Source organism: Bacterioplanoides pacificum (assembly GCF_042648445.1).
Classification (GTDB): domain Bacteria; phylum Pseudomonadota; class Gammaproteobacteria; order Pseudomonadales; family Oceanobacteraceae; genus Bacterioplanoides; species Bacterioplanoides pacificum.
Genome location: NZ_JBHRYB010000013.1, coordinates 1 through 25,470, shown reverse-complemented (window position 1 = coordinate 25,470; position 25,470 = coordinate 1). Strand labels below are relative to the sequence as shown.

14 protein-coding genes are annotated in these 25,470 nt (G+C 51.3%); 11 read left to right on the top strand and 3 right to left on the bottom strand.

The window, feature by feature from the left end; translation table 11 throughout:
- Positions 1 to 7 precede the first annotated feature (7 nt).
- The 4 genes from ACFOMG_RS11385 (at position 8) to ACFOMG_RS11370 (ending at position 5,349) form a co-directional block, all read left to right on the top strand.
- Positions 8 to 1,222: an O-succinylhomoserine sulfhydrylase gene (locus ACFOMG_RS11385; RefSeq protein ID WP_376866734.1), complete on the top strand. Its 1,215-nt coding sequence runs from the start codon at positions 8 to 10 to the stop codon at positions 1,220 to 1,222.
- 183 nt (positions 1,223 to 1,405) lie between these two features.
- Entirely contained in the window at positions 1,406 to 2,329 is a 924-nt protein-coding gene (locus tag ACFOMG_RS11380) for an AAA family ATPase (RefSeq protein WP_376866733.1), read from the top strand.
- Positions 2,330 to 3,310, top strand: coding sequence for a DUF58 domain-containing protein (locus ACFOMG_RS11375; RefSeq protein WP_376866730.1), 981 nt, complete (start codon positions 2,330 to 2,332; stop codon positions 3,308 to 3,310).
- The gene (locus tag ACFOMG_RS11370; protein WP_376866729.1) at positions 3,310 to 5,349 is read left to right on the top strand and encodes a transglutaminase TgpA family protein; all 2,040 of its coding nucleotides are present in this window, start codon (positions 3,310 to 3,312) and stop codon (positions 5,347 to 5,349) included. Before ACFOMG_RS11375 ends, ACFOMG_RS11370 begins: the two co-directional genes overlap by 1 nt.
- 12 nt (positions 5,350 to 5,361) lie before the next feature.
- Here the strand turns inward: ACFOMG_RS11370 and ACFOMG_RS11365 are convergent, their stop codons facing one another.
- A complete protein-coding gene (locus ACFOMG_RS11365; RefSeq protein ID WP_376866727.1) occupies positions 5,362 to 6,006 on the bottom strand; it encodes a DUF6436 domain-containing protein in 645 nt (214 codons plus the stop codon).
- A gap of 59 nt (positions 6,007 to 6,065) precedes the next feature.
- Here ACFOMG_RS11365 and ACFOMG_RS11360 point away from each other — a divergent pair, with 59 nt between their 5' ends.
- Positions 6,066 to 6,869 (top strand): thioredoxin family protein, encoded by an 804-nt coding sequence (locus ACFOMG_RS11360; RefSeq protein ID WP_376866726.1) that lies wholly within the window; start codon positions 6,066 to 6,068, stop codon positions 6,867 to 6,869.
- Positions 6,870 to 6,878: 9 nt separating this feature from the next.
- Here ACFOMG_RS11360 and ACFOMG_RS11355 read toward each other — a convergent pair whose 3' ends face one another.
- Both ACFOMG_RS11355 and ACFOMG_RS11350 read right to left on the bottom strand, forming a co-directional pair.
- The gene (locus tag ACFOMG_RS11355; protein ID WP_376866725.1) at positions 6,879 to 7,778 is read right to left on the bottom strand and encodes a DUF808 domain-containing protein; all 900 of its coding nucleotides are present in this window, start codon (positions 7,776 to 7,778) and stop codon (positions 6,879 to 6,881) included.
- Between the two features lie 98 nt (positions 7,779 to 7,876).
- Complete coding sequence (locus tag ACFOMG_RS11350) at positions 7,877 to 9,247, bottom strand: MATE family efflux transporter (protein WP_376866724.1); 1,371 nt, start codon at positions 9,245 to 9,247, stop codon at positions 7,877 to 7,879.
- Positions 9,248 to 9,334: 87 nt separating this feature from the next.
- On the opposite strand from ACFOMG_RS11350, the gene ACFOMG_RS11345 reads away from it, so the two are divergent.
- The 6 genes from ACFOMG_RS11345 to ACFOMG_RS11320 form a co-directional block, all read left to right on the top strand.
- Positions 9,335 to 9,895, top strand: a complete 561-nt coding sequence (locus ACFOMG_RS11345; protein WP_376866723.1) for an elongation factor P hydroxylase — start codon at positions 9,335 to 9,337, stop codon at positions 9,893 to 9,895.
- On the top strand, positions 9,889 to 11,289 hold the full coding sequence (rhlB, locus tag ACFOMG_RS11340; RefSeq protein ID WP_376866721.1) for an ATP-dependent RNA helicase RhlB: 1,401 nt from the start codon (positions 9,889 to 9,891) through the stop codon (positions 11,287 to 11,289). The genes ACFOMG_RS11345 and rhlB overlap by 7 nt, the downstream gene beginning before the upstream one ends.
- A gap of 23 nt (positions 11,290 to 11,312) precedes the next feature.
- Entirely contained in the window at positions 11,313 to 11,834 is a 522-nt protein-coding gene (locus ACFOMG_RS11335; protein ID WP_376866720.1) for a hypothetical protein, read from the top strand.
- Between the two features lie 343 nt (positions 11,835 to 12,177).
- Complete coding sequence (locus ACFOMG_RS11330) at positions 12,178 to 14,076, top strand: filamentous hemagglutinin N-terminal domain-containing protein (protein ID WP_376866719.1); 1,899 nt, start codon at positions 12,178 to 12,180, stop codon at positions 14,074 to 14,076.
- On the top strand, positions 14,076 to 15,743 hold the full coding sequence (locus ACFOMG_RS11325) for a ShlB/FhaC/HecB family hemolysin secretion/activation protein (protein ID WP_376866718.1): 1,668 nt from the start codon (positions 14,076 to 14,078) through the stop codon (positions 15,741 to 15,743). Before ACFOMG_RS11330 ends, ACFOMG_RS11325 begins: the two co-directional genes overlap by 1 nt.
- Before the next feature lie 24 nt (positions 15,744 to 15,767).
- Positions 15,768 to 25,470: two-partner secretion domain-containing protein (locus ACFOMG_RS11320; protein ID WP_376866717.1), on the top strand; the 9,703-nt coding region annotated here is incomplete at its 3' end.

The window sequence follows — 25,470 nt, the reverse complement described above, 5'->3', positions numbered from 1 at the left end:
CAATGTTATGGCAGATTTTTCAGAATTTAATGCTCGTTACCAGTCGGATCTGAGCGGCGTAGAATTTGAAACCCTGGCGGTGCGTGCCGGGCAGATGCGTACACCAGAGTGTGAACACAGCGAGGCCATTTTCCCGACCAGCAGTTATGTGTTTAATTCCGCAGCGGAAGCGGCGGCCCGTTTCTCCGGCGAAGCGGAAGGGAATGTGTATTCACGCTACACCAACCCGACGGTGCGAACCTTTGAACAACGTCTGGCAGCACTGGAAGGCGGCCAGGCCTGTGCGGCAACGGCGTCTGGTATGGCAGCGATTTATGCCGTCTGTATGGGACATTTAAAAGCCGGTGACCACCTAGTGTCGTCACGCAGCGTATTTGGCAGCACCAATGTCTTGTTCGAAAAATTTCTGAAAAAATTTGGTGTTGAAGTCAGTTATGTCGACCTGCTCGATCTGACTGCCTGGCAGTCTGCGTTACAGGATAACACCCGTTTGTTCTTTCTTGAGTCGCCGTCAAACCCGGTGATTGAAGTGGCCGACATTCCGGCGATTGCCGCGCTGGCCAAAGCAAACGATGTATTACTGGTGGTCGACAACTGTTTCTGTACCCCGGCGATTCAGCGTCCTTTAAGTCTCGGGGCTGATCTGGTGGTGCACTCTGCCACTAAATATATCGATGGCCAGGGGCGTTGTGTCGGTGGTGCGGTGGTTGGTTCGGAGGAATTAATCGAACCTGTGATTGGCGTGTTACGTTCCGCCGGCCCGACGATGAGTCCGTTTAATGCCTGGGTATTTACCAAGGGGCTGGAAACGCTGGCGCTGCGTATGAAAGCGCATACTGACAACGCGCTGGCGCTGGCGCAATGGTTAGAACAGCAGCCGAAAGTAGTCAAAGTGAATTATTGTGGTTTGCCATCGCATCCCCAGTATCAGCTGGCGCAACAACAACAATCCATGTTTGGTGGTGTGTTGTCGTTTGAAGTGGCCGGTGGGCGTGAAGCCGCCTGGCAGGTCGTGGATGCCACCCGGATGATTTCAATTACCGCCAACCTGGGTGATGCTAAAACCACCATTACCCACCCGGGCAGTACCACACACGGGCGTTTAACCGATGAAGAACGTGACCGTGCCGGTATTTCTCAGGGGTTATTGCGGGTGGCTGTTGGTCTGGAAAATATTGCCGACATTCAGCGTGACCTGGCCCTGGGGCTGGACGCTCTGTAAGCCTGCTTGCTGGCGCTGGCATGACAAAACCCCGCAGGTGTATCGCCTGTGGGGTTTTTTATTTCCGGCGGGTTGTTTGCGTAGAATGTGGACCAGGTTGACACTCTCTGACTTTTAAAGTGAATTCGGGTCACTTATTCTTGTCTGTCTTTTAGCGCCGTCTTTCTTATAACAGGATGCATCATGTCAGACCCGATTCAACAGGCTCTCAGCCAGCTTAACCAGGTAGTGCTGGGTAAAGAAACTCAGCTGAAAATGGCGCTTGCCTGCCTGCTGGCGAAAGGACATCTGCTGATTGAAGATTTACCCGGCATGGGTAAAACCACGTTATCCCATGCGCTGGCCAGTGTGTTAGGGCTGCAATACAACCGCATCCAGTTCACCAGTGATTTATTACCGGCTGACATATTAGGTGTCAGTATTTTTGAAAAAGAGCCAGGTACTGAATTAGGCCGTTTTCGCTTCCATCCGGGGCCGGTATTTTCTCAATTATTGCTGGCTGACGAAATTAACCGCGCGACGCCTAAAGCACAAAGTGCACTGCTGGAAGCGATGGAAGAAGGTCAGGTGACTGTCGAGGGTGAAACCCGGCCGCTGCCACAGCCGTTTTTTGTCATTGCCACACAAAACCCGGTATCACAGTCGGGCACATTTCCGTTGCCGGAATCTCAGCTGGACCGGTTTCTGATGCGTATTCAGCTGGGGTACCCGCATGAGCAGGCGGAACGGGAATTACTGGAAGGTAAGGATCGACGGGCGATGGCAAACAACCTGCAAGCGGCGATTTCGCCAGCGCAGCTGCAACAGCTGCAGCAGCAGGTCAACGATGTTCAGGCCTCGGCAAGTTTGCTCGATTATGTGCAACGTATTATTCGTTTCAGTCGTTATGATGGTGGTTACCAATACGGCTTATCGCCCCGTGGCTCGCTGGCTTTATTACGCAGCGCCAAGGCCTGGGCACTGATTGAAGGGCGCCAGCATGTGTTGCCTGAAGATGTGCAGGCGGTGCTGCCGGCGGTGGTGGACCATCGTCTGGCTGAAGCCGCCGATGGTGGGGCACACAGCGTATCGCAGCAGATCCTGAACAGCGTGCCGGTGCTGATCTGAATGGATTTTCTGATCTCCCGGGGCTGGAAACAACGCTGGCGCCGTTGGCTTGACCGGCGTATCCCGCCGGCGCGTCAGCTGACATTATCGCATCGCTCCATTTTTATTATCCCTAATCGCCTGGGGTTGTTATTAACGACGGCGCTGGTGTTGTTGCTGGTGACGGCGATCAATTATCAGAACAGTCTGATTTTTGCCCTGACGTTCTGGTTGTTCAGTCTGGCGTTAGCGGCGATGCATTTTACTTACCGTAATTTATCGGCGCTGACGCTGGCGGCCGGGCATGCCTATCCGGTGTTTGCGGGGGAGGTTATCGAGCTGCCGCTGCGTCTTGAGGCCGCAGCTAAACGTCGCTATCAGGCGCTGGATTTAGGTTTTCCGGATAATCCGGTGGTGGCGGCGGACGTAAGCAGTGACCTGAGCAGCGAAGTGGGCCTCAGTTACCGCACTCATCAGCGGGGTTGGCTGCAACCAGGCAGGCTGAGACTGGAAACCCGTTTTCCGGCCGGTATTTATACCGCCTGGACCTGGGTCAGTCTGGATTTTAAGGTGTTGATTTACCCTAAGCCTGAACGGGTGCCTTTTGTGTTTGCCGCCGGTGACGGTGGTGAAGAGTTGCCCGGAGCCACGTCAGAAGTCAGCGGTGATCAGGATTTTCATGGTCTGCGGCCGTATCAGCCGGGCGATTCGTTAAAACAAATCGCCTGGAAGCAGCTGGCCCGGGGTAAAGGCCTGGTAACCAAAGAATTTGATAGCGATAACGCCGCCAGTTGCTGGCTCGACTGGCACAGCCTGGCCCCGGCGGCTCAGGAGAGCCGGCTGTCGCGGTTAACCGGCTGGGTATTACAGGCGCATCAGAATGGCTGGAAATACGGTCTGCGGTTACCCGGCGTTGAGATCGCACCGGATAACAGTGAACTGCATAAAGAGCACTGTCTGCAGCAGCTGGCGCTGTACGGTTTACCGTCGGAGGCTAACTGATGCGGTTCTGGCGTAAATCCCGGCGGGCGGGCACGGTGGCGCGGCAACATGCTTTGCCGGCCGTTGCCATCATCTGGATGTTACTGGCACTGGCCAGTGCTTTGTTGTTACACACGGTTCATCTGCCACTGTGGCTGTGGAGTGTGGCGCTGTTCAGTGTTGGCTGGCGCTGGCTGGTGTATCGCGGACGGCTTTCATATCCCGGCACCCTGATTAAAACGGCTGCGGTGGTGGTGGCGACTCTGGGTGTGGTGTTCAGTTTTGATAAAACCTTTTCGCTGGAAAGTGCCGCGGCGTTTCTGGTGGCCGCCAGTACCCTGAAACTGCTGGAAATGAAAGACCAGCGTGATGGCCATATTCTGGTGTTCCTCAGCTATTTCCTGTTAGCCGTGGGCTTTCTGTTTGAGCAGGGTATTCTCGCCGGTGTGCTGGGGATTGTAGCCGTGTGGCTGATTACCTCGGCTCTGGTGGCCCTGCAACAACGCAGCCTGCATGCCGCCGGCATTGATGCCGCCCGGATTGCGGCCAGGCTGCTGCTGGCATCGTTGCCCTTTATGCTGGTGATGTATCTGGTGTTTCCGCGTTTCGGCCCGTTGTGGAGTGTTGGTTTGCAGTCTTCGGCGGCTAAAACCGGATTATCCGACCAGATGGCGCCGGGGGATATTGCCAGTCTGAGTCAGTCCGATGAGCTGGCTTTTCGGGTGTCCTTTAAAGATGGATCGCCGCCACCCAGGCAACAATGGTACTGGCGCGCGCTGATTCTTGATCATTATGATGGACGCCGCTGGCAACCGGGCCTGAACCCTGCGATTGAGTGGTACAGTCAGAAGGGCTGGCGGCCACCAGCCGATGCTGATGGTGTGTTGCACTACGAAGTGATTCAGGAGCCAACCGATCAGAAGTGGTTGTTTGCTATGCGTGGTGTGGCTGCGGTCAATGAACGGACCGGAATGACCGAGGATGATCGTCTGGTGCATCGCCGCAAGGTCCGTCAGCGTCTGCGTTATGATGTGTTGTCCTGGCCTGAGGTCACGCTGGATGAAGCCGGCCTGCGGCCGTTGATACAACGACAAACCACCCGTTTTCCGGAACATACCAACCCCAGAGCGCAGCAATGGGCACGGCAGCTGTTGCAGCAGAGTGGCAGTGAACAGGCCTTTATTGCGGCGCTGTTGCAACATTTTCGTGAGCAGGCGTTTTATTACACCCTGAAGCCACCGGCACTGGGGGAAAACGATATTGATGCTTTCCTGTTTGACACCCGGCGCGGATTTTGTGCGCATTATTCCGGTGCCTTAACTTTTCTGGCCCGTGCGGCCGGGATTCCGGCACGGGTTGTGGTGGGTTATCAGGGCGGAGAATGGAATGCCGACGAGCAATATCTGACGGTGCGCCAGTACGATGCCCATGCCTGGGTGGAGGTCTGGTATGCCGGTCAGGGCTGGACCCGGGTTGATCCGACCGCGGCGGTATCACCGGCACGGATTGAATTTGGTCTGGAGCAGGCGGTAGCCGACGAAGGGACGTTTCTTGAAGAACAGGTTTTTTCGACTCACCGGCTGAAATCCATCGGCTGGCTGAACCGGCTGCGGCTGGAGTGGGACAGCCTGAATTATTATTGGCAACGCTGGGTGTTGTCGTACGATAAACAGCGGCAACAAACCTTATTTAATCAATGGTTGGGGGTACGCTCCTACGAAACCTTACTGTACGGCCTGGCGCTGGCGTTTGCTGTGTTCTTTTTGCTGGCAGCTGTGTGGTTGTGGTGGTCTCAGCGCCCGAAAGCCAACAGCCGAGAACTGCGCGCCTGGCTGAGTCTGCAGAAAAAAGCGGCGCGCCTGGGGGTTGAGGCACAAACGGGTGAAACTCCGGCGCGCTACCTGCAGCGTCTGGCACGGGCTTTTCCGCAACAACAGGCGCAGATTCAGGCACTGGAACGTTTATTGACCCAGGCATTTTACGCTCAGACGGATGGCCCGGATAAAGTACAGCAACGTTTGCTGGCCGCTGCGATCTCGCGCCTGCGACGAGCGCTGTAGCGGTGCTTGCGGTTATGGCTCCCAGCTGCAGAAACAGCCGTCGCCGGCAACGTTCATAAACGGACCGTAGGGGCCGCGTTGCAGATTGCGGATAATGTTCGGAAAGAAATCGTCATTGGCGACACTGCACAGGGCGCCAAAGCCATAAGCACCAAAATATCCCATGCGGTATTCGCCGTTGACGCGATTAAATAAGGCCAGCCCCGGACTGGCCGATAACGGCAGTTGAGCAGCAGGGATCTGCAATAATGTCATACGCTGGCCATTCAGACGGTTAAATTCGGCAATCTGCGCCGCGCTGGTGTGTTCTGACGTGATGGCAATCACACTCAGTTCAGCGTCATTAAACGCCTCTAAAATACCATTAAAATGCCGCTGGCTAACCTGGTTGCAGAGGCAATCCGGGTTCCAGAAATGCAATAACACCACATCGCTGCTGTCGGCCGGTAATTGTTGTAATGCCGTCTGGAATAACGCCTCGGTGGCTTGTGCCTGCCATAACCGGGCGTCGTCTTCTGGGGCAATAAAAGGCCGCAGTGTCTGCTGCTGAAACCACCATAAGCCTAATAACGTCAGTGTCAGCCACAGCAATACACTGAGGCCAATAACCAGTTCTTTAGCGGACGGTTTATGTGGAGTATTGGATGTTGTGCTCATGGCCGCAGTATACTCGCATCCCGGCTTATGATGTTACTGCCAATCAGGAAACCCTTGCCTTGGATCAGTTACCCGAACTCACACTGCAAAACCGCCTGCACTGGTTCGCCCAGCCTTTGTTGCTGGTGGATGCCTGGGCGCCTTCGTGCGTGGCTTGTCTGGCTATGCGGCCGTTGCTGGAGAAGCTGAATCAACAACATCCGGCTTTGGCGGTGGTCACTCTGAATCTCGAGCAGCAGAGTGAGTTAGCGGCAGAGCTGAATATCCGCAGTTTGCCGGAAATTATTTTATTGTCCGCGGCAAGCGAACGGCAGCGGCTTAGCGGTGTGCTGGCAGAAAACCAGCTGCAACGTTGGCTGGCACCGTATCTTGATAACAGCCGGGAGCAGCAGTGGCGGTTATTAGCGCAGCAGCGTCAGCAGGTTTTTCAGCCTGAGCGCTGGTGGCAGGCAATCGATTGTCTCCGTGAATGGTTGCACGACACGCCGGAACAGGGGGAGCTGCGGGCGTTACTCATTCATTATTATCTGGATGTTTTTCGCCGCCAGTCGCGGCCGGACTGCCTGCAGGCGGCTCAGCAGTTGTTACAAACCGATCAGTTTGACTGGCTGCGTTCACCGCAGGTGCAGCAGGCCAGTGCGCGGTTGCAGTTGCTGGCTGGCGCCTTTCAGGGTCCGCAAGACCCGCAGCTGCAACAACACATTCGTAACGAGCAATATGAGCAGGCGGCAGAGCGGTTGTTGCAGCAGCCAGCGCTGTACCGGGATGATCCGGGATTATTGTTTCGGCTGCTGGATGTGTTGCCTGATCGGCGCCGCGCCAACCAGCTGCGGCGCCGTTTTATTGCCGAGCAAAAGGACTGAGATTTTTTCTCAGGCTGTTTTTTTATTGCTCAGCAACGACAGTACTCCAACTAACAGCCCGCCGGCTAATAAGCCGGTTAAGCCTCCGGCCAGGGTCGGCAAAATGGCCTGTACCCAGCCGTTGTCCGACAGTCCGTGCAGCCAGTGCTCTGCGCCCGGGATGCCGTGCATTAAGATGCCACCACCAACCAGAAACATGGCAATGGTTCCCACCACGGACAGGGCTTTCATTAACCACGGAGCAAACGCCAGTAAGCCACGGCCGATAGTGGCCTGCAGCGCTGCTGATTGTTGGCTCAGATACAGGCCGACATCATCCAGTTTTACGATGGCGGCGACAAATCCATAAACCCCGAGGGTAAATAACAACGCCAGCAACGACAACACACTGACCTGGGTTAAAAACGGTTCGTTACTGACGGTACCCAGCACAATGACAATAATTTCGGCCGATAATACAAAGTCGGTGCGGATTGCACCTTTGATCTTATCCTGCTCAAAGGTTTTTAAGTCCAGCTGAGGATCGAGCAATGCCTGTTGAATCTCGGCCTTATGTTGTTGCTCATCGGCCTTGTGAAACAGTTTGTGGGCGATCTTTTCAAACCCTTCAAAACACAAATAGGCGCCACCTAACATTAATAACACCATCACCGCCCAGGGGATAAAGGCACTGATTAATAACGCTGCGGGCACCAGGATCAGCTTATTTAATAACGACCCTTTGGTAACAGCCCAGACTACCGGTAATTCCCGATCGGCACGTACCCCGGTGACCTGTTCCGCGTTCAGGGCTAAATCATCGCCCAATACTCCGGCGGTTTTTTTGGCTGCCACTTTGGATAATACCGCGACGTCGTCGAGTACGGTGGCGATGTCGTCGATTAGGGCTAATAAACTGGAGGTGGCCATACACGGTCCTTATCAGGCGAAAGCAAATAAAACGGGCGCACAGTGTAATCAATGCCCCCGCCGTGATCGAATGTTTTGTGGTTGGGTGCCAGCGCAGCTCAGCTGAGTGGTTGTGCCAGTCTGGGTTTGTGGCTGACTTTATACAGCCGGTAACCCAGTGCAATGGCGGCTACCGTCAGGCCGGATACCAGGCCAATCCAGAAACCCCGGGCACCTAACGGTTCACCGCCATTAAATTCCTGCGGGCTGAAGGCCAGGTAATGGCCTAATGCCAGGCCGATGGCCCAGTAGGAAATAAAGGTGATTAACATCACCGGCAAGGTGTCCTGATAACCCCGTAATGCCCCGGCAGCACCGACCTGAATGGCGTCCGATAACTGAAAAACAGCAGCAAATAACAATAACCCGGCAGCGGTTTCCACCACCTTAGGGTCCGGAGAATACAGACCGGCGATATAGGCCGACAGGGTGACCATCAGGGTGGCGTTGAATACCGCAATGGCCAGATTGGTTTTAACGCCCAGCCAGGCGGTTCGGCGCGCCAGTTCCGGCTGATTACTGCCAAGGTGGTGACCGACCCGCACGGTCAGAGCCATCGCCAGGCTGAGCGGAATCATAAAGGTCAGGGATGATACGTTCAGTGCCACCTGATGTCCGGCCACAATCACAGGCCCGAGTTCGGTCAGAAACAGCGAAATCACCGAAAACAGACTGACTTCAAAAAAGATGGATAAGCCGATAGGCAAACCTAAGGTGGTCACCGCCATGACCTGTGTCCAGTCGGGGCGGAACACATTGCGCCATAATACCTCGTTGTTGCTGAGGCGATGTTTGCGGGTATTGATGGCCATGGCGATGGCCATACCGGTAAACACCAGGCTCGAGCCGATGCCGCAACCGACACCCCCGAACTCCGGCAGGCCAAACCAGCCGTACAGGAATAGGGCGTTAACCGGTACGTTGAGGGCCAGGCCAATCAGCATAATGCGGGTGACATGGGCCGGCTGATTCAGTGCTTCGGCGTAAAAGCGGTAGGCCAGAAACACCCCGGCGGACGGCATGCCCAGGGCGATAGCAAACAGGTACTGGCGGGCGATACCGGCGGTAACCGGGTCATCAATCCAGTGCGGTAAAAACTGCGCCAGGCCGGACAGAGCCAACGCCGACACCGCACCAAAAGCCAGCCCGGTAAACAGAGCGGCTGCCAATAACTGTGGCAGGCCGGCGGTCTGGCCGGAGGCGTTAATGCGTGATGCCAGGGGCGATAATGCCACCAGAATGCCTGCCAGCAGCAACCAGATTGGTAACCAGATGGATGTACCAATGGCGACGGCAGCCAGATCGCGGGTGCTGATATAACCGGACATCAGGGTGTCGATGGTGCCCATGCCAATCTGGGCCAGCTGAGTTGCAAGAATAGGCAAAGTAAGCCGGCGCAGGGCACGCAGCTCTTGTGCTTTGAAGGTCATGCCGATATTTTTCCGGGGAGCGCGCCAGGCGCAGATGATTTCTGGGGCGGCATTTTGCCCCGAATAGTAATAAGAGTGAACCGATTTTTGTTAATAGTTGATGATCTGATCAGTCTGTTTAATCAGTTGTTCCAATCCAGTGAGAATACCGTGCTTATCGCCGGCGACGATGAACCCATTTATTTGCCGGCGGATGCCCGTCATCCTCATCACCGTGTTGTGTTTGCCCACGGTTTCTACGAATCCGCACTGCACGAGATCAGCCACTGGTGTATTGCCGGTAAGGCCCGGCGTCAGCTGGTGGACTTTGGCTACTGGTATGAACCCGATGGTCGCAGCGCCGAGCGCCAGCGCCAGTTTGAGCAGGTGGAAGTGAAACCGCAGGCACTGGAGTGGATTCTGTCGGAGGCCTGCGGCCGTAAATTTCACGTCAGTACCGACAATCTCGACGGTGACCCGGATGAGGTTGCCGCCGGGATCGCGAATTTTCAGCAAAATGTGGTGCACCAGGCGCAGAAATACCTGCAACAGGGGCTGCCACCACGGGCTGAAGTGTTAAAACAGGCATTATTAGATTATTATCAACGCCAACCTCAATTCAGCGCCGAGTTATTTGTGCTGGACCGACTCCGGAGTTCGTTTTGTTAAAAAAATTGTTTGGCGGTAGCGATAAGCCCGCAGCAAAGACCGATCAGAAAAAAAGCGCATCATCCAGCGCCGCTAAACCTCATAAAAAGAGCAACCAGCCAGCGCGTGATACACACAGTGCAGCAGGCCATAAACAAGGCCAGAAAACGAAGGCTAAGAAAAGCAGCAAAGCCCAGGGCAATGGCCGTAAACGTCAGCCGGCGGCAGCGGTAACACCGTGGCAGTTGTCTGACTTTCAGGTCGAGCCGCAGGCTGGCAAGGTGCGGTTTCACGATTTCGATCTGCCGGATTCGGTGATGCGTGGCATTCACGAGCTGGGTTTCCAGTATTGCTCGCCGATTCAGGCTCAGAGCCTGCCGGCGGCGTTGCGTGGTCGTGACACCATTGGTCAGGCCCAGACCGGTACCGGTAAAACCGCAGCCTTCCTGCTGACCATTCTCAATCAGTTGTTAACCGATAAAATTGAACAACGCTACGCCAGTGAGCCGCGGGCGTTAATTGTTGCACCAACCCGCGAACTGGCGATGCAGATCGGTAAAGATGCCGAAGGGCTGGCAAAATACACCGGCCTGAATGTCTGTACCGTGGTCGGCGGAATGAACTACGAAGAACAGCGCCGTCAGCTGCGCGACGAAGTGGTCGATATTCTGGTAGCAACCCCGGGACGTCTGATCGATTTTATGCGCAGTCAGGATGTGTTCCTCGATCAGGTCGAAGTACTGGTACTGGACGAAGCCGACCGTATGCTGGACATGGGTTTTATTCCGGATGTGCGCCGTATCGTGCGTGCCACACCACCCAAAGACGAACGCCAGACGCTGCTGTATTCCGCTACCTTTAACTACGATGTCCGTATCCTGATTGATCAGTGGATGTTTGATCCGTTAACGGTAGTGATTGAACCGGAACAGGTGACCACCGACCGGGTAACCCAAACGTTATATCTGGTGGCCGAATCGGATAAATACGAGCTGTTGGATAAAGTCCTGAAAGAAGATAAACCCGAGCGCTGTATTATTTTTGCTAACCGCCGCGATCTGACCCGTAACCTGTGCGATAAGCTGAACAAAAACGGCCATGTGGCGGTGTTGTTATCCGGTGAAGTAAATCAGCAAAAACGGATTCGCACACTGGAGCGTTTCCGTGATGGTCACGTCAATATCATGGTGGCCACGGATGTGGCGGGTCGTGGTATTCACGTCGATAACGTCAGTCACGTTATTAACTTCACCTTGCCGGAAGATCCGGAGGACTATGTGCACCGCATCGGTCGTACCGGACGTGCCGGCGCCAAAGGCATATCCATCAGTTTTGTGTCGGAAGATGATGCCTTTAATCTGGCACCACTGGAAAAATACCTCGGCACTAAGCTGGAGCTGACTCAGCCCGAATAGGGCTGTTGCAGCCAGTGAGTTGAGTGATGCGATTACTGCAGACATTGCTGACGCGACCAAAATTGAAATGGCTGTGGCTGCAGCAGTTGTTGTGGCTGAATGTGTTAACCGCCAGCGTGGCGTTCGCGGCTGATGATCGTGCCGCGGCCCCGCGCTGGATAACACCACAGGCCGCTGAAATTTACCTCGACCACAGTCAGTCGCCGTTGATGGCAGACAGCCACAACGACCACGTCGTATCGCTGTATTTTTTTGGCGAATATCAGGATCGTACCTTAATCGGCCTGGAACGGGTGAAAGGTGACGATTACGAGCAGTTTTTTTCGTTATTGGTTTTCGAGAAAAAACAGCTGTTGGGTTATTACCAGAACGTTGCCAGTTTTCCCTCTCAGGTGCAGTCGGATGGCCGGGTGATTTTCCCTAAACGTTTCCGGCCACAGCCCCGGCAGCCGGGTGAGTTTTTCTCGCTGGCGGGCCCTTCTTTTCCCGCGCTGTGTTTCAGTGCCTCCGACACCTGCGTAAGCTGGCAGCGGTATTCGCACTAACGGCAGGCGTGTAATACCGCATCAGGCCCATAAACCGGCCCTGATCAGCCGGCTTATGGGACGGTGTGGTCATCATTAACGCTGTTGTTGCTGCTCCAGCATGGCCCGGGCAATGCTCAAGGCGGCAGGGGCAAATGCTGGGTATGACAGCAGTTGTTTCAGAATCTCCGGTAGGAGTATGAGTTGACAAGGATTAATGATCATTTTTGAGACACCGGTTCATTGCTGCCAAGTGTGAAGCTATGTAAGATTGCGCCCGGTTTTACTTGGCTCAGATACAGGATGTCCTGCTTTGAAATATGGATATTGCGCGCTTGTTGCGCTGCTATGCAGTGGTGTGACGTTGGCCGAAATTGTACCGGACGGAACAACGGCTACTCAGGTTTCTCTCGACTCGCTGGGGCGCACTGTCGTGGAGCTGGCCGACGCCGATGCCGATCGCATCAGTCATAATCGCTATCAGAGTTTTAATGTTGGCGACAATGGCGCCATCCTCAACAACCGTACCGCCGGTGCGAGAACCATCATTAATGAAGTCACTGGCGCCGAACCATCAAGCTTAAACGGTGAGATTCGGGTGCTTGGTACCCGTGCTCATGTCGTGATTGCCAACCCTAATGGTATCTCGGTGAATGGTGCTGAAGTCTTTAATATGGCATCGCTGGCACTTGCTACAGGGGAGATCAGCTATCAGACCCGTACTGGCAATTTTGGTGATGATTATCGTAATCCTGTTGTAAACGTTTCAGGCGGAAGCATTTACATCGGTGCGGATGGTCTGACAGGCTCTCTTAACCGGTTAGAGTTGTTATCTCAGCGGTTTATTGCGGAAGGGGAGCTGCATAATAACAGTGAGTCGGCTTTTGCCAGTATCGGTGTTAAAACCGGAGCAGGCTCTCATGAAATTAATTCCAGATTGGCCATGTCAGATCCCGCTGATGGTTGGCTGAATTCGACCTATTCGAATGCGGAGTCAGCGGTACTGGCGGTGGATATCAGTAGTGCCGCGAGCTTGCGGGCCTCTCGTGTCTCAATGCAGGTAACGGCTCTGGGTGCTGGTGTGCGCAGTGCCGGAAATATCTATGCAACCGCCAACCATTTTAGTCTGACCTCCGAGGGTAAGGTCGAAATCAGTGGTGACGTCAAAGCGGCGGGGGATCTTGCGATTGAGGCCGACAACATCTCCAGCATTGCAGCGGATGGCCAACAAAACACCATCGAGTCTCAGTTTGGCGCAGTGGCGCTGTCATCAGACAGCGACATCTATTTAGAATCGACTCTGCTTAGTGCGGCACAAACAGCGGATGGTGGCAACGCCCTAACGTTAACGGCGACCGGAGATATTAAGCTTCGCGCCCGTTCAGAGGAGCAGCGCAGTATTCTTTTTTCGCTGCAGGGAATTCATCTCAACAGTCAGCGCTTGTATAACCACAGCGGTCGAATCCTTGCTAATACTGGACTGACCATTAATACCACACTATTCGACAACAGCGTTGAGATCGAAGCATTCGATCAGCTTGGTGAAATCAGTCACAACAGTCACGACGGCAAGCGTCTGTGGTACACCGCATTTCTTCAGCGAGAGCGCCAAAACGAGCGAAGTATTCGCTTTGGCGAGCCCGATGCCGGCCGTCTGATTTCGGAGATTATTGTTGCTCAGGGCGATGCTGACATTACGGCAACGGAAGCTTATCGCGGCTATGGTGCCGATATTATTGCTAATGACGGCAATATCCAGATTAATACCGCACGTTTTCAGAACGAATCGGCGTTAGTGGGAGAAGCCTGGATGACCAGCCGCTGTAACCTAGGAGGATGTGATGAGCGTGGTGGGTCGGATGTTGATCTGTTGGGGGGGAATATTCAGGCCAGTCAGCAATTGACGATCGATGCCAGCGAATCTCTTATGAATGTGGGTGGCACGCTGCAGGCAGTAAATGATGTTCACCTGCAATCACCGGTTATGGAAAGCCATGGCGTGGTGGTATATGACGTTCTGACTCGGAATAAAGGTCTGCGTGGTTTGTTACTGAAAAATGACGCTATCTGGGTGGCCGTTGATCAGGGAGGTGCCGTTGTATCCAATATGGGCACCCTGAACCTTTCGGGTGGAACGCTGCAGTTTTATGGTGCCGGTGTCGCAGCCCCTGATATCAAGGGTGACTACCGCACTGTGCGCGAGCCAACCACACAGGAGTTGCTGCTGCGGCGTCGGATTGGTTTGGGTGGGGATTTGTTTTAATGATTCGCACACGTTTGCTGGCAACCCTGGTGGTGGTGTTGTTGTTGTTGTTGTTGTTGTTGTCGGCTCACTCATGGGCCGTTGATCCGGTAACTGAACCGGGTCAGAAATTTCTCGAAGATCAGCGCCGACAAAATGAACTGAACAACCTGCAGCAACGCCAGGATGCCTTTCAGCAGCCACCTGGATACCGTGATATCCCGCTTGAAGCAAGCTGTTTTCCGGTGGATGAAATCCTGATTTCCGGTAATACCATTCTGTCACGTTCTGACATCACTTCGGTGGTATCCCGTTACCGTAAACGTTGCCTGGGTAAAGACGGTATCAATCAACTGATGCAGGAGCTAACGGCCGAATACATCGATCAGGGGTATATCACATCGCGGGTGTACATACCGCCACAGGATCTTCGCCGTGGCATTCTTGAGCTGGTTGTGATTGAAGGCTACGTGGAGGCCATCTCGATTAACAATAATCATCAGGATGATCGCGATAAGCTGTGGTGGGTGATGAGCCCTTCCTGGGGAAAGCATCTGAGGTTGCCCGAAATTGAACAGGCACTGGATCAGATTAATCGTGTGCCGTCAGCGAATGCCACGATGAAACTCTGGCCCGGACAGAAAACCGGTTCGACCCACGTGCAGATTCTTAACTCGGTGGACGACGAAGTGCGTGGTTCAGTAAGTGTCAGTAATGATGGTCAGGAAAATACTGGTCGCAATAAAACCCGTCTGGGAGTCGAAGCCGATAATATTCTGGGGATTAATGACTCAGCTTCTCTGAACCTGATTAGCAGTACCAATACCAATGCGGTGACGCTGAATGCGGGGATGCCCTTTCGCTGGTGGAACTTCGATGTGTCCCATAGTTACTCCGAATACCTCAATGTATTGCCTGAAAACACCGACTTGTTTGGCCAGTCCAATACCTCGGCAATGAACGTTGCTTATCTGGCCTTCAGAGATAGTCGTAGTCGTCTGACTGTTAAATCCAGTGTAACGGTAAGGCGCTCTGAGCGGCATATTCTTGGCGTTAAACTGACACCCCAGAAACTGGCACCGATTCGGCTGGCAGTGAATTATTCAAGTAACAACACTTGGGGCTTTTTCAGTGCAGAGCTGGCCCATATCCATGGTACTGGGCTGTTTGGTGCAACCCATGACTCGCCTTCTGCATCAGGACATACGCCGTTGGCCAGGTTTCAGAAGCAAGATGTGCGGCTAACACTCGGTGCGCCGGTGTTTCGTTATGCGTCGCTGCAGACCACGATAGCGGGGCAGTATACGGATGACTCGTTGTACAGCTCTGAGCAGATCCATTTAGGGGATGCCGCCAGTGTACGTGGCAGTGATACAACCTTCGCTTCGGGGGATCGTGGTTTCTATATTCAGAATACGCTGACGCTTCCAGGCAGAAACATGGCTTCTTTGTTAGGTATCGACTCACCTGTACTGTCAGGAATCAGTGCAAGAGTTTTCAGTGATTACGGCCGGGTGAGGAATCTGGCCGCACCAGACAACATCGAAGGTACCGGCATTGGCGCTGGTATCCGGATTGTGTATCAACACTTTAACGCGGACCTGTGGTGGGCGCGTTTGGCTCAGTCCCGGCGAGAATATGCCGGGCAGAATGTATTTTCGTTTAATTTAGGACTGAAAGTGTTCTAAGACCACGATGGTCAAGGATATACCATGATATTAGCTACACTGCGTAATCGTAAAAACAGCCTATCAGCACGGCTGTTTTCAGCTCTGCTGATCAGCAATATAATTTTCCCAGCCGGCCTGGTCGCACCGGTAGCTGCGCAATTAATTACCGACCCGAATGCCGACGTGCGCTTCACGCCTGTGATTCGTAATCAGCATGGGGTATCGGTTGTTGATATTGTCAGGCCTGGTGCTACCGGAATCTCTCACAATAAATACCAGGACTTCAATGTTGATCAAAACGGACTGGTTTTTAATAACTCCTTGAGCAATGGGGACTCATATCTGGCCGGACGTCTCGCAGCTAATCCGGCATTGGGAGGGCGCAGTGCCTCAACGATCCTGAACGAGGTAACAAGTCAGAACAATAGTGAACTGAAAGGCGTTATGGAGGTGTTTGGCGATAAAGCAAATATCATTATTGCCAACCCAAATGGCATTACCTGTGATGGTTGTGGTTTTATCAATACCGGGCGTTTATCGCTGACGACCGGGCGTTCTTATTATGACAATGAGCAACTAAATTTCTCTGTTGATAATGGTGAGATTAATTTTCGCGAAGAAGGACTCAGTTACCGCTACAAACCGTATGATCTCGATGTGTTGTCACGCTATGTAAAGGTGGATGGCGAAATCAATATTCCAGGACAACTCAATATTGTATCCGGTGTTTACGATATTAATTATGAGGAATCATTGAGTAATCCTGATACCAATATAGACATCACCCGAAAAGATGCCGCTACAAATGCAGAGCGTGTCGTTGCTATTGATGCATCTGTATACGGTGCTATGCAGGCAGGCAATATCAATATCATTGGTACCGAGCAGGGGCTGGGAGTTAAGGCCGATGGTTACCTCTTTTCTCATGCCGATGACCTGTTTATAAAGTCCGCTGGTGGTTTGAGCGTGACGGATGCAGACGCCTTTAAAACCATGACCTTAAAGGCTGATGGAGAGATTAGTGTCAGTGATGATCTGATCGCGAATGAGCGTATTGTTGTTGGGGCTGATAGCCTTGAAACCTCAGAGCGTAGCGGTTTTATTTCGCAGCAGTTATCTTTGGACATCTCCGGACAGGCGGCGCTCAATGGTGAGTTAAAAGCCCTGGAAGTGGACGTCAAGGCTGGAAGTCTGCGTAGTGAAGCCGACGTTCTTGCTATAGAAAGGCTCAGCATCGGCGTCGATGGTAGTAGTGAATTTGAAAACTCCACACTGGTTTCTGAACAGGCTGAGATAGGCAGTGATCAGCTAACGCTGGATCACGTTTTAATGAGTTTTTCGGAGCTGGGATTAACTAGCAATCAGGCTCACGCCGAGCAATTAACGATGCAGCTGGATAAAGCGGATTTACGATTCGGAAATCTGATCAGTTCAGGGATCGATCTCAATGCAAACGATTTAGAGCTGAAAGCAGGTGACTGGAGAGATAATCAAAGCCAATTTAGTGTGAATTCTTTTACATTAAGTGCAGATGCATTATCACTCACTGGTGCAGATTGGGTATTTTCTGAAGGCGAAATGAATGTATCAGAAATCGCATTGCATAATAGCCGGATGTACTCGCGTGAAAATCAAATATTGGCAGAAGGTATTCGGCTTGTTGACTCACAAATGCTATCGGATGAGCTAACTATTGAGGCAACAGAATTTGCTACACGTTCATCAATTATGCGGGGCGGCAATGTGATTCTGAATGCTGACCGTGCAGACTTGGTTGATTCTGCCGTGGCGTCGAATAACCTCAGTATGTCGGCCGATCTGTCTTTGGGAGCAAACAGTGTCGCTTTAGCAACAGACGATATGTCAATTTCAGGTGACTATCTTGAGCTACTGGGTTCCATAAAGGCAGATAACTTAGTCGTGGTTGCTGATCAGGCCGAGATAGCTGGTGTCTGGCAGGTCGCGGGTGACATTTCCGCCGAGGTTTCCGGTTCATCTAGCTTGAATAATTTAGCCATCGGAAGCGGATCATTTTCACTGCACAGTGGCCAGGCTGGATGGGGCAACGTATCGCTGCAAGCGAGCACAGTTGATGTCAATGTAGATGCAGTGCTGGGAATAGAAAGCAGCATAATCGAAGTGGCTGAAATTGCATTCTCAGCAGAGCAGATGACTGTTGATAAAAATAGCTTTATTAATTCACTTAGTACTAATGTTTCTGTTGAGAGTCTTACTAATCGTGGCACGTTGTTAAGCGCCACTGAACTGCAGTTAACGGCAGAAGACAGTATCGCGAATACTGGGAATATTGCTTCATTTTCGGAGCTAGGCGTTCGTACACGCCAATTCAATAATACGGGCCTGCTTACCAGTGAAAATTTTCTGCTTAGTGCTGAAAACATTGAAAATGCAGGTGATATCGGTGCAGAGGCCCTTGAAATACGTTATCAGAGATTTATTAATCAGCGTGATGCGTCTTTGATTGCCAGTCATGCTAACTATCGGGCATCTGAAGAAACCGCAGTATTCATTAATCGTGGTGAGCAAGTCGCTGAGAATGCCATTCGATGGCTGAAAGCTGATGATGCTAGTCATTCTGGGCGCTATGTTAATGAAGGTCTTCTGCAAGGGAGTGCATTGAATTTTTCTGGTCTTGCAGGTGTTGAAAACGGGCTTGCGGGGGCACTTGTATCGAATGGTGAGGTTCATATTGGTGATGAAGAGTTCTTGCAGAAGGGACGAATTGAAACAAACACACTGAGTATTACTCGATCAGAAAATACATTTACTAATAACGGAGAGATATTTGCAGACCTTTTAACGATAGACGCCTCAGTGGATATCAGTAATGACGGCAAAGTCGCTGCGGATACCGCTGCGATTGATCTTGCTCTGGGTGGTGCTTCTGGCAACCAACTTATTGGCCGTGAAGGGAGTATTCTGAGTGTAGGTGACCTGACTCTCACGCATGGTGGAGTCGACAACTCTGGGACGTTCATTGCAACAAATTTTGACGCCAGAGGAAATCTTGCCGATTCAACGACCTCAGATTTTGTTAATCACGAAACTGGTGTGATCGTTCAGAGACACAGACGTGCTGATGATGGCTCAGTGCTGGACTACGGTTCAGCTTCGTTTTCAGGGTTTAATCAGTTTACCAATCAGGGAATTATAGAGTCTGATGAGCTGATTCTTATCAGAAACGTCAATAAATTTGATAATAATGAAGAGAATCTTGCAGCGCATCAGGCAGCTGGCACTTTAAAGCAAGCGGCAAGCATCAATAGTACCGGTGGGATTGTGATTGATAATGCCGGATCTTTTAGCAATAGCGGATTTATGAATGCTTCCTCATTGTTCGCAGAAGTAAATCAGTTCGAAAATAACGGTGTTATTGGCGCAGGTGAGGCCATAATTCAGCTAACCGACGATCCGTTGGTTAACAACGGGCAATTATACCAATCTGAACTTGTACTAACTGATGCTCAACGGAGCCGGATCTTTGATGATTTCAGTGTAGTCCCCGGAAAAACGACCACAGGCTTGTTTGAGGTTTATGCTGGAAGTTTTGTTAACGGTGATGGTGCCGCCATTGAAATATCCAATGGCAGTATTGCCTTGACAGCTGATCGTCTCGAAAATCGGGGTCTTATCCGTGAACTCAATGATGGTAATACAGAAACAGCTTTGCATCTGAATGGCATTGGTATTCTGGAAAACTATGGTGATATTGCAATAAGCAGCGCATTGGTTCTGAACGATTTCGGAACACTGAACAATCATGGTGTTGAAAGCTATCTTCAGGCTGGATTAATAACAAGTGCTCCAGCAGCCATTGTGAAAGACATCCACAATGATGGCACCTTGTTGGTGCGGGATCAGATTGATTTAGACGCTCTAAATATCATTAATAGTGCCGGAGCGCGGGTATTTGCTAACGAAATCAGTCTCACCAGTCAGGGTGTTCTTGCGAATTCTGGTTTGATACAAAGTGAAACCGATCTTTCATTAAAAGCGAGCCGTTTACACAATAGTGGTGAATTAATAGGCAAAGGCACAACCTCTGTCGCAGTCAGTCATCTTGACAACGAGCATCTGATTTATGGCAATACACTGAATGTTGGCAGTACTTCACAGCGTATTAATGAAGTCAGCACGCTATCGGCTATCCGGGTGCAAGCACTTGCAGCAAATCAGCCTACCGGATTAGTTGCCGCTGAAACGTTGAATCTTTATGTCAGTGGAATCATGGGCGATGTTTATCAGGCATCGAATATCTTTATTGACGGTGAAGGCCTGTATGTTTCCGGTACAGTCATTGGTGATAATAAAATTGATATCATCACCAATACCTTGGCCGTTGAGCAGCACGGAAAAATTAATATCGGCACTGGTGGTGGCCTGAGTCGGTGGAATATTGCCGGGACACTGCAGAATGATGGCGATATTGACTTTGCCTCTGATCTTAATGTTACCAGTAGCTCATTCCTGAATAACGCCAATATTCGGGGTGAGGCTAGCTTAGATATCAATACAGACCGCTTTGAAAACCGTTCGGTGGGGATTGTCTCGACCAAGAATTCTGATTTAGGTAGCGGCAGCAGTATCCGCATATCCGGGCTGGCTGATGGATTCTCTGTAGCAGATCAAGCCTCTGATTGGGTTAATAATGGTCAGGTGTATTCCGATGGTGGGTTGGATGTTTCTGCTGGAAATATCTCCGTTAATGGTAACGTTAAGGCTTTAGGAAATAGTCAATGGTACTTCGATTCACTTGAAAATAATAGTCGCATTACGATTGATGGTGATTGGAGGCTAGGCGCTGAGGGTAGCCGTTCAGGTGAAATAATTAATAATGACCGTATGTATGGCGGATCGATATTGGCTTACTTGAATGACAATATTGATAATACAGACGGTTCTAAGATTGTTGCATATCGAAACGAGCTGAAGCTTGAAGCTTTGGGGGATATTAGTAATCACTCTGGTGCGGTTCTCTATGCAAAGGAGAATTTTGATATCGTAGCTCGCGGCAGCCTATTTAATAATGGGAATATTGAATCTTTTGATGGTGGATCAAAGAATAGTATAACAGCATCGACTCTTAGAAATGGTGATGGATCTACTCTGGTTGGCTCGATAAAAACAAGTGGGTCTTTATTTATTGATGGTGATGTAGAAAACTTGGGGTTAGTTGATGACTCTTCACGGAAAGAGGTGTTCGAAACAGTTGTCTCATATAATTACAGCAGTTGGACAAAGAAAACTGGACCAAGTTATGACAAAAGTACAGATTATTACTGGCAGCATGATGTAGGCTATGTCTCAGAGGAGGTGAGTGCCGGATCAAAACGTAGCATAATACAATCAGGGGGTGAGCTGGGAGTAAATGGTAACCTTTATAATCATATTTCTGATGTGAGTGCAGTTGGGGATATTGATATCCAAGGGGGGATAAATAATAGCAGTGAAGAATTCGATGCTGTTGTTAAAAACATTCGATGGAAGAGAAAGACAGAAAATAATAAGTCTGAGACAAATGCATACGGAAATTGGATTGAAAGCAACTATTTGTCATCTGACTCTAGTAAGAGGAAGCTTGCAGTAGATCATTTGATCTCAGAAATAGAGATGACAAATGACTACTATTGGAAGGGTCCATGGAGCTCGACGCATACTGGGAATACGGTTAAAAATTCATTTTTTTCGGGAGATGGTAGTACAAAAATAATAAACCCTTTTGCTATTGGAACAATTTACTCGGGTGGAGTCATAACATACGAAGGAAATAGAAGTTTTAATAATACCGGGTCTTTGATTTCTGGTGGTTTGAAAACCCAGAATTCAGATGATCAATCAACCGCAGTAGACGCAGTAGGCCTTCAATCTAATGGTAATGTTCAAGGTCAGTCTCAGGAGAAAAAGGGCTCGTTTAACAATGGGGCAGATGATGTTGTTATCGATATTATTGGCAGTGGCCCGCAATCCTCAATTTCATTGTTGTCCTTTGTTATTCCGGGTTTGTCATTTGATGCCCTCAATGCTGCCTCCGTTGCGGGTGATAAAACCCCACAGGAACTAGCCGCTCAGGCTGAACTGCAGTCACAACTGGATTCGCTCAGTAATGAGAGACAAAAGAACGGGCAAGCTTTGCAGTCACAGTCTACTGCTCATGCGACTACTGCCCCGAGCCTGTTTGACCTTGACGAAGATATTCTCAGTCAGATTATTGCCGATACAGAATACGAACTGCAGCCCGACTACATCTTTGATCGCTTAACCGATACTCAGCAGCCAGACGTTGAGCCAATATTCTTCCTTGACCCGTATCAGGAAGCACAAGCTGTGACTCAGGCGGCGTTGGCACAAACCGGTACCTCCTTCTTCTCACCCGACTGGAGCAGCTCGGCCGAGCAGCGCAAGGCGTTGTACGACAATACGCTGGCGTATGTAGAAGCTTACCAGAATGACGGCAGTGTGAAGTTGGGCAAGGCGTTAACGCGCCGGCAAATTGCTCAGCTTGAGCAACCGATGATCTGGTACGTGGCGATGGACATTGGCGGGCAGTCGCAATTAGTGCCGACCGTCTATCTGCCAGAGGCAACGCTGGAGCAGATCACTACACCAACCGCTGGTACTCTGATTGCCGATACGATGGATGTTGATGTTTCTGAGTTTAAAAACACCGGCAATATCAGTGTTGCCAATCGGGCGCGTATTCAGGCGGATGTGATTACTAATCAGCGTAATGTGATGCGCTTCGGTGACGACAGCAACTACAATGCGTTGGCCGGCCGTGGTGGCAATATTGATGCCGGAGAGCTGGCTTTGAATAGCCAGGGCGATATCAACAACCTGGGGGGCACGATCAACAGTCGTGGTGATTTATCGCTGTTTGCAGGAGGCGATATTAATCTCAGTGCGTTACAGCTGGATCGTCGCAATCAATTCGGGAAGAACATTGATGAGCGGACCGAGTTTGTTACTAGCCAGATTCGCAGTGGTGGTAATCTAACCGTGAATGCCAACGGGGATCTGAATTCACAGGCCGCGCAGATTGATGTTGCCGGTAATGCAAGTATTAATGCCCGTGATATTAATCTGATGGGGGTGACTGAACGTACTTTTGAGCAGCGTTACAGTAAGAAAAGCGGCACGTTCAGTTCATCAAAAACCACAACCCAATCAGAGCAGTTAGATTTTATTGGTACAAATCTGAACGTTGGTGGCGACCTTGCACTGACGGCTGATAACAATATGACCCTGCAAGGCACCAGTGTGTCGGCGGGTAATAATATAAAACTGAAAGCTGGGAATGATATCCTGTTGACCGCCGGTATTAGCCAGGACAGCTATAGCAAGGATAAAAAAGGCAGTGGTGCGGTGACCACCAATGCCCATCAGCAGGGGTACGTCAAACAAACCGCAACTGCCAGCCGGTTATCGGGTAATAATATTCAGATTGATTCCGATGGTGGTGATGTGGCGATTCTTGCTTCTGAATTAGCCGCGGAAGAAAACATCCTGCTTGGGGATGTGACGGTCAAACGCGATGAAAACGGTGCCCCGATACTTGATGACAATGGTCAGTACATCACAGAAGACGGTTCTTCCATCAACAACCTTACCATTGGCACTGTCGAGCTTACCGACAAGAGTTGGGACAAAAAGCAATCCGGCTTGAAAGGCCCGCTCAAAGACCTGGCAGCCGCCGCCACCTTAGCGCTCAGCGCCAGTGGTGTTGGACAGCTGGCCATGGCCGCCGGGGTTAATCCGGAGATTACGGTGGGTAAGAGCAGTGAAACCGTTGTTGAGAGCACCACTCACCAAACCAGCACTCTGAATGCGGGTGACAAACTGATTGTGCGCACTGATGGCGATACCCGCATTGAGGGTGCTGACATTAGCGCTAATACCGCTTATTTGGAAACCCGCAACACCACCATTACGGCAGTTGAAAACACCACTACAACCACAGAAAGCCAAAGTACCCATACTGTGGCAGGTACCAAAGGCGAACTGAAAAAAGACGAAGTGACCGTCGCTGGTGTTACCGAAACCAAACACAAAGAAACCACCACAACCACCGACACTAAGCTGAAAAAATCCAGCATTAGTGTCGGCTCACTGGTGATGAACTCGGAAGATGGCATCAATGTTCTCGCTTCGGATATCGAAGTTGAAGGTGATGCCAGCGTTAAAGCGAATAAAATCCGCATCGCGGGGATGACAGAAGAAACAACGACCGAACATCAAGAAAAAACCGAAACCACTACAACTTCCGTGGGTGTCAAAAATGCTTATGTGGATGCTGCTTATGCTGCAGAAGCGGTTGCTGATGCCGGTGCTGCCGTTGAGGATGCTCAGGAGGCTCTGGATGATGCCCGACGTCGGGTTAAAGACGGCACTCTGGCAGCCGATGCCGTATCCGATTATGAGGCCAACCTCGCAGCGGCCACAGCCCAGTTAAGCCAGGCGACGATATCACTGGCGGCCAGTGGTGCCACGGCGGCTGGCACGACTGGAACGGGCGGTTTTTACGCCAGCGGCAGTGCTGAAAAAACCATCACCGAAAAAACCAGCACCAGTACTGAACAGCGATACGTCGGCTCATCGTTTAATGTCGGTGGTGACGCTCGCTTTGATGCGGCGCAAAGCATCGACATCATCGGTTCCTCGATGGATATCGGTGGCGGTTTAGGACTAAATGCTAACGATGTCACCATCAAGGCTGGTACCGAAGAGAGTACCAGTAGCAGTACTGAAACTACCCGCACAGCCGGGATGACCGTCAGCTATGGCTCGGGCGGCTCAGACCTGGCCGGAGGAGTGAATGCCAGCGGCAGCAATACTGACTCCGACAGCTACAGCAAAACTCATATCAACAGCGCCATTAACGCCGGTAGCCTGAGCAGCAATAGTGAGAACCTGACGCTGTCCGGTGCCAATGTTGAAATCGCGGGCGATATCGATATTGAAACCAGCAACCTGCTGATTGAAAGTCTGCAGGACGTTGCTACATCCAGCAGTAAAACCGAAGGCTACAACGCCAGCCTGAGTATGGGAGCGGATAAAAATATAAGCCCAGGCAGCGTTGGTGCTAACCAGAACAACAGCAAATCCAACTCCAAGTGGGTCAATAATCAGACCACCCTGATCGGCGGCAGCAGTGGAACAGGCGAAGTAAATATCAGCGCCGATAAAACCACTGTGCGTGGTGCAGTGGTTGCCAGCGCCACGCGTAATGAAGATGGGACGCTTACTGATAATGGCACTCTTAACCTGACTACCGACGAACTCATCGTCGAAGACATCCAGGATAAAAATCACAGCCAAAGTGATGGCTTTAATGTCAGCACCAGTGGCTACTCGGGTACCGGCAGTACCACCGTTGGCCTGACCAGTAATGGTCATGAGCGAGAGCAAACCACATTTGCAACCTTAGGTGGTGGCTCGGTTAAAAACCGTGATGGAGAAGACCACAATCTGGATCATACCAATCGCGACCTTAACAACAGCCAGCAAATTACTAAAGACCAGCAAACTGCAGGGCTGGATGCCACAGTGACGGTGGATCATCGTTTGGCGAGTGAGGAAGGGCGAAACTCGATTAAAAAAGACTTTGTCGACAGTTCGCAGCATGCACAGGAAATTGGACAAACCATCGAAGATGTTGCCACAACTGATCTGGGCGCGACTGATGTGTTTGAGCGTGTTGACGATTACGCCACTGATCGTAAAGTCC